Below are 11,640 nucleotides of genomic sequence, written 5' to 3' on the forward strand. Positions count from 1 at the left end.
GGGACGGTGCTGCTGGCCCTGGACCGCCCCGGCGCCGCCCCGTGGGTGCTCGGCGCGATCGCGCTGGTCGGGACGGTCGTGCTCGCCGGTCTCGGTGGCGCGGTCGGGGCGCGGGCCGCCGCCGCGGCGATCGCCGCGCAGGCCGCGGCCCCGAGCTGCGGCGGGGTCTGCGCCGGCTGCGACCTGGTGGCCGGCTGCCGCGACGCGACCGGCACCGAGCCGGGCTCCGAGCCCGGGGCCCGCACCGGCCTGTCCCACGAGGCCTGACCGGGCCCACCGGCCGCGGAAACCCGGCCCGCCGGTGAACGGGCCGACGACCTCGTCGGTGACCCGGCCCCCGTAGAACCCGCCGGACTGCGGGCGGACCGTCTCCCCGTCGAGGGTGATCCGCTCGAACGGCGCCACGTGGACCGCGACGCGGTCGGCCGCGTCAGTTCCAGGCCGGATCCCGCGGGAACGTGGCGAGCAGCGCCAGCGGGACGCCCTGGCGGCGCAGCACCCGCTCCCACAGCTGGTCGTAGACGGTGGTCAGCAGGTCGTCGGGCAGGCCGGGGACGACGTACCAGTCACCCCGGGCGATCTCGCCACCCAGCTGACCCGCGTCCCAGCCGGAGTAGCCGGCGAAGATCCGCAGGCCGCGCAGCCGCCGCGCGAGCGGGGCCGGGTCGGAGTCGAGGTCGACCAGCTGCACCGGCGGCCGGACCGGCATCAGCCCGCCGATCCCGCTGCCGGTCTCCCCGGTCCGCAGGGCGGCCAGGCAGAGCGCGGTGCGGGCCTCCACCGGCCCGCCGACGAACATGGTCCCGGGGTCGCTGGTGAGCCCGGCCCAGCGCGGGAGCACGTCCCGCACGGCGGCCTGGCCCGGCCGGTTGAGCACGACCCCGAGGCTGCCCTGCGGACGGTGCTCGATCATGTAGACGACCGTCCGGGAGAAGTTCGGGTCGCCCAGACCGGGGGCGGCGACGAGCAGACTCCCCGGCGTGACCGGGGAAGAGCGGCGCCTCGCGTGGCGCGGTGTTCCCGCACGGGTCCATGTTCGCACCTACGACGCGGACGCGGTTCTGCCACCCGTTCGCCGTAGCGTCGTACTCCGGACATGATAGTTCATACGTTCGTGTAGGACGTACGTCCACCGATGTGTACGTCCGTACAGGACGTACGTCCGGGTCAGAGGTTCTCGGACGCCCAGGCCCGCAGCGCGGCCTCGGCATGCTCGGCGTCCATCGGGCCCTGCTCCATCCGCAGCGCCAGCATGTGCCGGTAGGCCTTCCCGACGGCCGGCCCCGGCGGGATGCCCAGCAGCTCCATGATCCGGTTGCCGTCCAGGTCCGGGCGGACCGCGTCGAGCTCCTCCTGCTTGCGCAGCTCGGCGATCCGGTTCTCCAGGCCGTCGTAGTTGCGCTGCAGGGCCGCGGCCCGGCGCCGGTTGCGCGTGGTGCAGTCCGAGCGGACCAGCTGGTGCAGCCGCTCCAGCAGCGGCCCGGCGTCGGCGACGTAGCGGCGCACGGCCGAGTCGGTCCACTCGCCCTTGCCGTAGCCGTGGAACCGCAGGTGCAGGTAGACGAGCTGGCACACGTCGTCGACCAGGGCCTTCGGGTACTTGAGCGCCCGCAGTCGCTTGCGGGCCATCTTCGCCCCCACCACCTCGTGGTGGTGGAACGAGACCCGCCCGGCCGGCTCCTTGCGCCGGGTCGCCGGCTTGCCGATGTCGTGCAGCAGCGCGGCCAGGCGCAGCGTGAGGTCCGGCCCGTCGGTCTCGCGCTCGATCGCCTGCTCCATCACGACGAGCGAGTGGGTGTAGACGTCCTTGTGCTGCATGTGCTCGTCGGTCTCCAGCTGCATCGCCGGGACCTCGGGGACGACGTGCCGGGCCAGACCGGTGTCGCAGAGCAGCTCCAGACCCCGCCGGGGGTGCTCGCCGAGCATCAGCTTGGAGAACTCGGCCTGTACCCGCTCGGCGGTGATCCGGGTCAGCTCGTCGGCCATCGCCGTCATCGCGGTGGTGACCCGCGCGGCGGGGGAGAAGCCGAGCTGGGAGACGAACCGGGCGGCGCGCAGCATCCGCAGCGGGTCGTCGGAGAAGGAGCGCTCCGGGGTGTCCGGGGTGTCCAGGACGCCCTGGGCGAGCGCGGCGAACCCGCCGTGCGGGTCGACGAAGCGGCGCTGCGGCCCGGTCAGCTCGACCGCCATGGCGTTGACCGTGAAGTCGCGGCGCACGAGGTCGCCCTCGACGGTGTCGCCGAAGCGGACCTCCGGGTTGCGGGAGGTGCCGTCGTAGGTGTCGGCGCGGAAGGTCGTCACCTCGAGGGTCTGCCCGTCGCGGCGCAGTCCGACGGTCCCGAACGCGATCCCGGTGTCCCAGACCGCCTCGGCCCAGCCGCGCACGATCGCGAGGATCTGCTCGGGGCGGGCGTCGGTGGTGAAGTCGAGGTCGCCGGAGTCCCGGGTCGACGCGCCGGTGCCGCGCAGCACGGCGTCGCGGACGCTGCCGCCGACGAGGTAGAGCAGGTGCCCACGGGCGGCGAACCGGGCGGCCAGCTCGTCGGCGACGGCCGGGACGTCGAGCAGTGCGACCACGGCGTTCTCCTGTGCTCGCTGCAACTCGTCCGGGTCCGGGGCGGATCCGGCCGGGAGCCGGGTCACCTGTCGGGCGGTGGAGGACGGGGACGACGAGGACACGACGGGCCAGTCTAGGCAACGCGCCCGGCCGCCGGGCACGGGTCCTCCGGTCGTCCCGCACCGTCCGACCGGTGATCGACGACGGGGCGACCGGGTGACGCCACGGCCGCGGGCGGCTCGTCGCCCCCCTTCGGGCCACCTCCTCGTTACCATCGCCACATGTCCCCATCCCGCGGCCGCTCCTCGGCAGGGCGCGGCGCGGAACCCGGCCGTGAGAGCCGGAGCGCACGCGCCGGCCGTGCCGGGCGCTCCGACCGGTCCCCGGACGGTCGTCGCCGGCTGCGCACGGTGGACGAGACGTCCGCCGGTGGGCTCGTCGTGCACCCCGAGACCGGCGCCGCCGCGCTGATCGGCCGGCTGGACCGCCGGGGCCGGTTGCTGTGGTCTCTGCCCAAGGGCCACATCGAGGCCGGTGAGACCGCGGAGCAGGCCGCGGTGCGCGAGGTGCAGGAGGAGACCGGCATGATCGGTGAGGTGCTGGCTCCCCTGGGCACCATCGACTTCTGGTTCGTCGCCGAGGACCGGCGCGTCCACAAGACGGTCCACCACTACCTGATGCGCGCCCTCGGCGGCGAGCTCTGCGACGAGGACGTCGAGGTCTCCGAGGTGGCCTGGGTTCCGCTCGACGAGCTCGAGGGCCGTCTCGCCTACGCCGACGAGCGCCGGCTGATCCGGCATGCGGCCGACCTGCTGGAGGAGACGGCGTGAGCCGGGTCGCGGCCCTGGTCGCGATCGTGCTCACCGCGGTGGTGGCGCTGTTCCTCCCCGCGGCGTTCCCGGCGGGCGCCCCGCAGGCGGCCGCCCGGGACAGTCCGGTGCAGCAACCGGTGCGGCAACCGGCCCAGCAGCCCGCCGCCCCGGTCCGGCTCGACGTCGCCACGATGACCCCGCGGGTGGTGACGTCGGCGGGGCCGGACGAGCTCGTCGTCACCGGCACCGTCACCAACACCGGCCCGGCGACCGTCGACGACCTGTCCGTCCGGGTGCAGCGCGGGCCGGCGCTGACCGGTGAGGCGGCGCTGCGGACCGCGCTGGCCGGGGAGGCTGCGGTCGACGACGCGACGCCGCCGTTCGCCGATCTCGGCCCGCTGCCGTCGGGTGCGTCGGTCCCGTTCCGCTACGCCGTCCCGCTCACCGGGCCCCCGCAGTCGACGCTGGCGCTGCCCGGCCCGGGCACCTACCCGCTGCTGGTGAACCTCAACGGGACCGTCGACGGCGCGCCGTCGCGGCTGGCCGGGGTCCGCACGTTGCTGCCGGTGTCGTCGCTCCCGGGGGCCGCGTCGCCGCCGGCGCCGGGGGCCGCCGCGCCGGTGACGATGCTGTACCCGATCACCGACCCCCCGCGCCGGGTCCCGCCGCTGCCCGGCGAGCCGCCGCTGCTGACCGACGACGACCTCGCGGTCTCCTTCGCCGAGGGCGGGCGGCTGCGCGGCCTGGTCGAGGCGCTGGGCTCCGCGGCGCCCGCCGGGTCCCCGACCCGGTCCGCGCTCTGCCTGGCGATCGACCCCGAGCTCGTGGCCACCGCGGCGGCCATGCGCGACGGCTACGACGTCGTCACCGGCCCCGACGAGTCCGAGCCGGGGCGCGGCGCGGAGGCGGCGGGCCAGTGGCTCGCGGCGCTGACCGCGGCCGCGCGCGGGACCTGCGTGATCGCCCTGCCGCCGTCGGACGCCGACCTGGTCGCCCTGGTCCGCGGCGGTCAGGCCGACCTCGCCCGGACCGCGCTGGACAGCGGCCGCCGGACCCTGTCCGCCGAGCTCGGGACCACGGTCCTCGACCGCGTCGTGTGGCCCGTCGACGGCGTCGTCGACGAGGCGACGTTGGACGCGCTCGGCGGCGGGACCCGGCTGCTGCTCTCCGCCGACGGGGTGACCGGCGCGACGGCGTCGGGCCGGGTCCGGGTGGGCGGCTCCGACGGCACCGGCCGGGACGGCGACGAGTCCGCGCTGCTCACCGACCCGCTGCTCACCGAGGCCGCGACCGGACCCGCCGGTGTCGAGGTGCAGCAGGGGGCCGCGGACGGGCTCGCCGGCCAGGACCTCGCCGGGGCGCTCGCGCTGCGCGCCGGGGAGGCCGACGGGCCGCTGGTCGTCGCGCCGCCGCACCGCTGGGCCGCGGACGGACCGGCCGCCGCCGGAGTGCTGACCGCCCTGACCTCGCTGATCGAGGACGGCCGGATCGCCCCGACCGGCCTGCCCACCCTCACCGGGGGCGAGATCCGGACCGGCGGGACACAGCTGTTCTACCCACCGCAGGCCGGCGGCGCGGAGATCCCGGGGAGCGTCGTGTCCGGGGTGGCCGACCAGGTCAGGACGATCGAGGCGCTGCGCGCCGCGGCCGAGGCCCGCACCGGGGTCGGGGCGAGCCCCGCCGACGTGTTCGACCCGCTGGTGACCGGCACCCTGCGGGCGGTGTCGTCGTGGTGGCGGGGCGACCCGGCGCGCGCCGAGCAGGAGCAGACCGTCGTCGCCGACCGGGTGGCCCAGATCCGCGCCTCGGTGCGGGTGGTCGAGCCGCCCAGCCCGTACTCGCTCGGGACCAGCGACGCACCGCTGCTGATCACCGTCGCCAACGGGCTGCCGGTGACGATGAACGTGCGGGTGGTGCTGTCGAGCACCACCGGTCTGCGGGTCGCCCCGATCGAGGTGCAGGCGGTACCGCCGCGCGGCCGCGTCCAGGTGCGGGTCAGCGCCCAGGTCACCCGCTCCGGGGTGTTCAGTGTGGACGCCGGTCTGCTCACCCCGGACGGCGTCGCGCTCGGGCCGGACACCCGGCTGCGGGTCCGGTCGACCGTCTACGGGACGGTCACCGTCTGGCTGACCGCGATCGCGGGCGGCGTCCTCGTGGTCCTGGTGGTCCGACGGGTGCTGCGCAGGCTGCGGCCGGCCGCCGCACCCGGTCCGTCCGGTGGCCCGGGACCCGGCCCCGGGCCGGGCCCGCCCCCCGACGCCCCCGTGCCACCGAGGCCGGCGCCGTCCGGACGCGCCCACCGCTCCTGAGCCCGGGACGGACGTCGGGGAGGCATCGGGGAGACAAGGAACACCGACGTCGTTCGCCGTACGGTATTGACCGCTCGTCGCATCACCGCTGCTTCCGGGCGAATCGCGAGGATGGGTGGGCAAACCGATCGGCACCCGCCGCCGAAGACAGGGGAGACGGGTCCGGGGGCGTGTTCTCGGCTCGTCCGCATCCGACCGAGTGCCGTAGGCTGACGCCGGACACGACACCGAGCGCCAGGGGAGGGCGAGGCCGTTGAGCGGGCAGATCGGCGAGCGCACTGCCCGGACCGGCCCCCACCCCGTCGAGGACGACGCGGCACCTCGTCCGCACCCGTCGCTCGACCCCGTCGACGCCGCGGCGACCGCCGACGCGCCCGGGACCGCCGGGGCGCCCGCGGACGAGCAGCCGACGGCCGCCGTTCCCGCCGTTCCGGCCCAGGCCCGGCCCACCGAGCGCATCCCGGCCGTCCGCGAGACCGCGAGCACGACGGCGGGTTCGCCGCTCACCGAGCGCTACGTGCTCCGCCAGCGGATCGGGTCCGACCCGGCCGCCGGGGCGGAGTTCTGGCGCGCCGAGGACACCGTGCTGCGCCGTCCCGTCGGCGTCACGCTGCTGCGCAGGCTGCCCGCCGACGACCGTTCCGACGACCCCGAGGGCACCGCCCGCGCCGGTGAGATGATCGTGCGCGCCCTGCGCTCGGGCTGCTTCGAGCACTCCGGCAGTGCCCGGCTGCTCGACGTCCTGGCCCCGGGCACGCACGGCCTGCCGGCCGACGTCCTGGGCGCGGCCGTCGCCGAGTGGGTGCCCGGGCGGTCGCTGGCCGAGACCGTGGCCGAGGGCCCGGTCCGCGCGCAGCGGGCCGCGAAGGCCGTCGAGACCCTGGCGGCCGCCGCCACCGAGGCCCACCAGCAGGGCCTGGTCCTCGGCTGCGACCACCCGCAGCGGGTCCGGATCACCCCGGACGGCCGCGCCATGCTGGCCTTCCTGCTCCCGCGCCCGTCGGTGTCCGCCGCCGACGACGTCCGCGGGCTCGGCGGGATCCTCTACTGCCTGCTCACCCGGCGCTGGCCGCTGTCGGTGTCCGACGCCGCCCGGGCCGGGCTCGTCGCCGCCGACCGCACGCCCGCGGGCCGGCTGCGCCCGGCGTCGCAGCTGCGCCCGGCGTCGCAGCTGCGCCCCGGGTGCCGCTGGAGCTGGACACGCTGTGCAGCGGAGCGCTCGGCCAGGGCGACGGCGTCAGCCGGGTGCACACCGCCGCGGCGATGCACCGGATGCTGGCGGACGTCGTCGCGGAGGACGCCGACCAGGCGTTCTTCCCGCCGGTGCACGACGGCGCCCCCGCCGAGCCGGACGACGTGTGGCAGGACTCCGACCGGCTGCCCGACACCCGCAACGACCCCCGGCGCCGCCGCAACCTGCGGATCGGTCTCGGAGTGCTCGCCGTCGGCGTGCTGGCCCTGCTCGGGTGGGTGGCCGTGCAGCTGGGCATGCTGTTCGGTGGCGGTGGCACCCCGCCGGTCGTGATCCCGCCCGCGGCGAGCGCACCGGTGCAGCAGCAGGTGCCCGCCCCACAGGGCCCGGCCGCGCCGTCGGGGACGGGCGTCGCGGTGCAGGGCGTGTCGGCGACGGTGTTCGACCCGGTCGGCGACGCGGACAACGCCGGCACCGTCGGCAACGTCGTCGACGGTGACCCCTCCACCGTGTGGAGTACGAGCCGCTACTTCCAGCCCTTCCCGGCGCTCAAGCCCGGGATCGGCGTGTTGGCCTCGTTCGGCGCCGCCGAACCGCTCACCGGGCTCACCATCGACTCGCCGACCGCGGGCGCGGTCGTGCAGGTCCGCTCGGCCCCGTCCGCCGCGCCGACGCTGGCGGACACGACGCTGCTCGACACCGTCACCCCCTGTCCGCGGGACGGACGACGGTGGAGCTCGACCCGAGCCGCCCCACCCAGCACGTGCTGCTGTGGATCACGAACCTGGGTCCGAACAACCAGACCCAGATCGACGACGTCACCTTCCGCCGCACCGCCCCCTGAGCTGACCCGTTCGCGATCGCGACGGACCGGCCCGGCAACGCCCGTGGGCACTCCGTCGCGCTGCCTACCGTGCGCGGGTGACGACCGTCGACCGGATCCCGGACCGGGCCCAGCCCGACCTGGACGAGATGTTCCGGAGGTACGCCGACCGGCTCTGGTCGGTGGCCCTGCGGATGCTCGGCGACCGGGCCGAGGCCGAGGACGCGGTGCAGGAGGCGTTCCTGTCCGCGCTCCGCTCGCCCGGGTTCCGCGGTGACGCGGCGACGGGGACGTGGCTGCACCGGATCCTCGTGAACGACTGCGTCGACCGGCTCCGCGCGGCCGGGCGGCGGCGGGACCGGCTGCGGACGCTGGAGGCCGTCGTCGCCGCCCGGGACCACGCGGGCGGGCTCGTGGTGCGGCTCGCCGTCTCCGACGCGCTGGCCCTGCTGCCGGCGGACCAGCGGGCCGCCCTGGTGCTCGTGGACGGCCTCGGCTACGGCGTCGCGGAGGCGGCGGAGATGCTGGCCGTGGCGCCCGGGACGGTGAAGAGCCGCCGGGCCCGCGCCCGGGCCCGGCTGGCCCCTGTGCTGCGGGAGGACGAGGGATGAGTAGTTCTCACCGGTTCGACGACAATGAGGTCCGCGTCAATCGTCAGAACGACGACAACCGCGCATCACCTGCTTCGTGTCATGTCGACGAGGAAGATTTCGCCGAGGTCGGAGCCCGGGTGGCCCGGGAGCTCGGCCCGGTGGCGATGCCGGACGACGTGGCGGCGCGGATGCGGGCGCGGCTCGTCGCGGAGGCGTCGGGGAGCGCCACCGGACCGCACTCCCACGCGCTCCCGGTAGGCGGGAGCGGCCCGCTGAGGACCGCCGGACGCAGCGCCGCCCACAGCCTCCGGCGCACCCCCTGGCGGGCGCTCGCCGTCGCCGCGGCGGCAGTCGTCGTCTCCGTCGCCGGTGCGGGCGCGCTCGCCCCCACGGTCCCGGAGGTCGTCCCGGTCGCCGGGACCGCGCCGGAGGAGCTCCGGTCCGCCGCCGCGGGCGCGGCGGCACCCGTCGGTGCGCTCGACGACCCCGCCCGGGTCCGCGCCTGCCTCACCGCGGCCGGCGCCGCCCGGCCGGACGCGCCGTTCCTGGCGGCCCGCCCGCACGTCGTGGACGGCCGTCCGGCGGTCCTGCTGGTCCTCGGCGCACCGGAACGGGGCCGCTACCGGCTCGTCGTCGTACCACCGGACTGCGGGCCGGGCTCCGCACGGGTGCTCGCCGAGACCACCACCGGGACCACCACCGGCTGACCCGGCCGGGCACCGGCGACGCCCGCGTCACCCTGGCCACCTTCGGCGGGACCGACGGGCGGGAATGCCCCTGTCTAGGATCGCGTTCGAGCCATACGGCAGCCACGACGCAGGAGCCGGCCAGCAGGGCCGGCACCCGCAGGCCCCGTCATCGCGCCCGTCTCGCGGGCGTGCCAGGAGGGATCGGTACCGGTGACCACCGACGACACGGTGCACAACCTGATCATCATCGGGTCCGGGCCGGCCGGCTACACCGCCGCGGTGTACGCCGCGCGGGCCCAGCTCGCCCCGCTCGTGTTCGAGGGCAGCCAGTTCGGCGGCGCCCTGATGACCACGACCGAGGTGGAGAACTACCCGGGCTTCACCGAGGGGATCATGGGCCCCGAGCTCATGCAGCAGATGCGCGGCCAGGCGGAGCGCTTCGGCGCCGACCTGCGCCCGCAGGACGTCGACGAGGTCCGCCTCGACGGCGACGTCAAGGAGGTGCGGGTCGAGAAGGAGACCTTCCGGGCCCGTGCGGTGATCCTCGCGATGGGTGCCGCCCCTCGCTACCTGCACGTCCCCGGCGAGCAGGAGCTCCTCGGCCGCGGTGTCAGCTCGTGCGCCACCTGTGACGGCTTCTTCTTCCGCGACCAGAACATCGCCGTCATCGGCGGTGGCGACTCGGCGATGGAGGAGGCCACCTTCCTCACCCGCTTCGCCGAGACCGTCACGGTCATCCACCGTCGCGACGAGTTCCGTGCCTCGAAGATCATGTACGAGCGCGCGAAGAACGACCCGAAGATGCGCTGGCGCACCAACTCCGAGGTCACCGCGGTGACCGGCGAGGGCTCGGTCAAGCAGCTGCAGCTGCGCGACACCGTGACCGGTGAGACCAGCACGCTCGACGTCACCGGCATGTTCGTCGCGATCGGCCACGACCCGCGCAGCGCGCTGGTCGCGGGCCAGGTCGACGTCGACGACGAGGGGTACGTGAAGGTGGACGGACGTACCACCTACACGAACGTCCCGGGCGTCTTCGCCTGTGGCGACCTCGTCGACCACACCTACCGCCAGGCGATCACCGCCGCCGGCTCCGGCTGCTCGGCCGCGATCGACGCCGAGCGCTGGCTGGCCGGCCACGAGATCAGCTCCGAGCTGGTCGGTGGCAGCTACGGCTCCGAGGAGACCGCCCCGGCGGCCGCCGTCGCCGACGCCGCGCACTGACCGCCCACCGGCACCCACCAGACCCGCATCCGCGACCGAAGGAGAACCCCATGGGCAACAACACCGTCGACGTCACCAGCAGCTCGTTCGACCAGGACGTCCTGAAGAGCGACAAGCCCGTCCTGGTCGACTTCTGGGCCACCTGGTGCGGCCCGTGCAAGATGGTCGCCGCGGTGCTGAACGAGATCGCGGGCGAGAACTCCGAGAAGCTGACCGTGGCCAAGCTCGACATCGACGCCAACCCGGAGGTCGCTCGCGACTACCAGGTCATGTCGGTCCCGACGATGATCCTGTTCTCCGGCGGCAAGCCGGTGAAGCAGATCGTGGGCGCGAAGCCGAAGGCGGCGCTGCTCGCCGATCTCGCCGACCACATCTGATCACACTCCGTGCGCCGTATAGCGCACAGATATCACGCTGCGTGTCCCGGTTGATCACAACCGGGACACGCGCGTATCCGCCCCGCTGCACTCCTCCGGGGGTCGGGCAGGGCACAATGAGTCCGGCACGCGTCCGGTCACCGGGCGAAACCGACCCATCACGGGCGTCGCACGGCGCCTCACGACTGCGAGCGAGGGGTGCATGCAGCTGCTCCGGCGCGGGGACTGCGGTCCGGCCGTACGCGAGATCCGGACGACGCTGGGACAGCTCGGTCTGCTCCCGGCGGTGCCGCCGGGCTCGCGCGCCCAGGACATGTTCGACGACGGCGTGGACCGCGCCGTCCGCATGTTCCAGCAGGGCCGTGGCCTGATCACCGACGGCATCGTCGGCCCGGACACCGCCCGTGCGCTGCGGGAGGCGGGATGGAGCCTGGGCGACCGATGCTGTCGTTCACGCTCTCCACCCCCACCACCGGCGACGACGTCGCCCACCTGCAGGAACGCCTGCTCGAGCTCGGGTACAACCCGGGCCGGCCGAGCGGGCTGTTCGCCAGCAGACCGAGCAGGCCCTGATCCGCTTCCAGCGGGACTACGGCATGACCCCCGACGGTGTCTGCGGGCCGGAGACGCTGCGCGCACTGCGCCAGCTCGGCCGCAAGGTCACCGGCGGTCGTCCGCATCTGCTGCGTGAGCAGGAGCTGCTGCGCCGTGCCGGGCCGCGGATGCGTGGCAAGCGCATCGTCATCGACCCGGGCCACGGCGGACACGACCGCGGCGTCGACGTCGGCGGGTCACCGCCGACCTGATGTGGGACCTCGCCCGCCGGGTCGTCGGCCGCATGTCGGCCACCGGGATGGAGGCCCTGCTCTCCCGCCCGGAGAACGGCAACCCGCCGGACAGCGAGCGCGCGCAGTTCGCCAACGACGTCGGCGCGGACCTGGTCGTGTCGCTGCACACCGACGCGAGCTTCAGCCCGCACGCGCAGGGTCTGGCGACCTACTACTTCGGCACCGGGTCGGGCAACCACGTCCAATGTCGGCGAGGCGCTCGCCGGGCTGATCCAG

11 protein-coding genes and 1 pseudogene are annotated in these 11,640 nt (G+C 75.3%); 9 read left to right on the plus strand and 3 right to left on the minus strand.

The features are described 5' to 3' along the window. Window positions 1–267 (plus strand): hypothetical protein (locus KPL57_RS26835; protein ID WP_374203795.1); only part of this gene is annotated, 267 nt, incomplete at its 5' end. Between the two features lie 163 nt (window positions 268–430). Here KPL57_RS26835 and KPL57_RS26840 read toward each other — a convergent pair. Next, on the minus strand, window positions 431–1,042 hold the full coding sequence (locus KPL57_RS26840; RefSeq protein WP_226353627.1) for a YqgE/AlgH family protein: 612 nt from the start codon (window positions 1,040–1,042) through the stop codon (window positions 431–433). A 125-nt stretch (window positions 1,043–1,167) separates the two neighbouring features. Continuing rightward, window positions 1,168–2,643 (minus strand): CCA tRNA nucleotidyltransferase, encoded by a 1,476-nt coding sequence (locus KPL57_RS26845; RefSeq protein ID WP_226353635.1) that lies wholly within the window; start codon window positions 2,641–2,643, stop codon window positions 1,168–1,170. A 195-nt stretch (window positions 2,644–2,838) separates the two neighbouring features. On the opposite strand from KPL57_RS26845, the gene KPL57_RS26850 reads away from it, so the two are divergent. From KPL57_RS26850 to KPL57_RS26860, 3 genes are all read left to right on the plus strand, one after another. After that, on the plus strand, window positions 2,839–3,387 hold the full coding sequence (locus KPL57_RS26850) for an NUDIX hydrolase (RefSeq protein WP_226353628.1): 549 nt from the start codon (window positions 2,839–2,841) through the stop codon (window positions 3,385–3,387). Beyond that, window positions 3,384–5,678: a DUF6049 family protein gene (locus tag KPL57_RS26855; protein WP_226353629.1), complete on the plus strand. Its 2,295-nt coding sequence runs from the start codon at window positions 3,384–3,386 to the stop codon at window positions 5,676–5,678. The genes KPL57_RS26850 and KPL57_RS26855 overlap by 4 nt, the downstream gene beginning before the upstream one ends. A gap of 253 nt (window positions 5,679–5,931) precedes the next feature. Beyond that, entirely contained in the window at window positions 5,932–7,203 is a 1,272-nt protein-coding gene (locus KPL57_RS26860) for a protein kinase family protein (protein WP_226353630.1), read from the plus strand. Between the two features lie 193 nt (window positions 7,204–7,396). Here the strand turns inward: KPL57_RS26860 and KPL57_RS26865 are convergent, their stop codons facing one another. Beyond that, a complete protein-coding gene (locus KPL57_RS26865; protein ID WP_226353631.1) occupies window positions 7,397–7,576 on the minus strand; it encodes a hypothetical protein in 180 nt (59 codons plus the stop codon). Between the two features lie 215 nt (window positions 7,577–7,791). Between KPL57_RS26865 and KPL57_RS26870 the strand changes: the two genes are divergently transcribed. The 5 genes and pseudogenes from KPL57_RS26870 to KPL57_RS26890 all read left to right on the plus strand — a co-directional run. Beyond that, window positions 7,792–8,304 carry a sigma-70 family RNA polymerase sigma factor gene (locus tag KPL57_RS26870; RefSeq protein ID WP_020622546.1) on the plus strand — a complete coding sequence of 171 codons (513 nt, stop codon included), beginning with the start codon at window positions 7,792–7,794 and terminating at the stop codon, window positions 8,302–8,304. A gap of 119 nt (window positions 8,305–8,423) precedes the next feature. After that, a complete protein-coding gene (locus KPL57_RS26875; protein WP_226353632.1) occupies window positions 8,424–8,993 on the plus strand; it encodes a hypothetical protein in 570 nt (189 codons plus the stop codon). 192 nt (window positions 8,994–9,185) lie between these two features. After that, window positions 9,186–10,199, plus strand: coding sequence for a thioredoxin-disulfide reductase (gene trxB, locus KPL57_RS26880; protein ID WP_226353633.1), 1,014 nt, complete (start codon window positions 9,186–9,188; stop codon window positions 10,197–10,199). A gap of 50 nt (window positions 10,200–10,249) precedes the next feature. Continuing rightward, window positions 10,250–10,576 (plus strand): thioredoxin, encoded by a 327-nt coding sequence (trxA, locus tag KPL57_RS26885; RefSeq protein ID WP_226353634.1) that lies wholly within the window; start codon window positions 10,250–10,252, stop codon window positions 10,574–10,576. A 202-nt stretch (window positions 10,577–10,778) separates the two neighbouring features. Beyond that, a pseudogene (locus KPL57_RS26890) lies at window positions 10,779–11,640 on the plus strand (N-acetylmuramoyl-L-alanine amidase); the annotation flags it as partial.

This window comes from Pseudonocardia sp. ICBG601 (genome assembly GCF_020496245.1).

Coding starts and splice junctions, on each gene's coding strand:
- trxA (WP_226353634.1), top strand. CDS start 10,250: ATGGGCAACAACACCGTCGACGTCACCAGCAGCTCGTTCGACCAGGAC.
- KPL57_RS26850 (WP_226353628.1), top strand. CDS start 2,839: ATGTCCCCATCCCGCGGCCGCTCCTCGGCAGGGCGCGGCGCGGAACCC.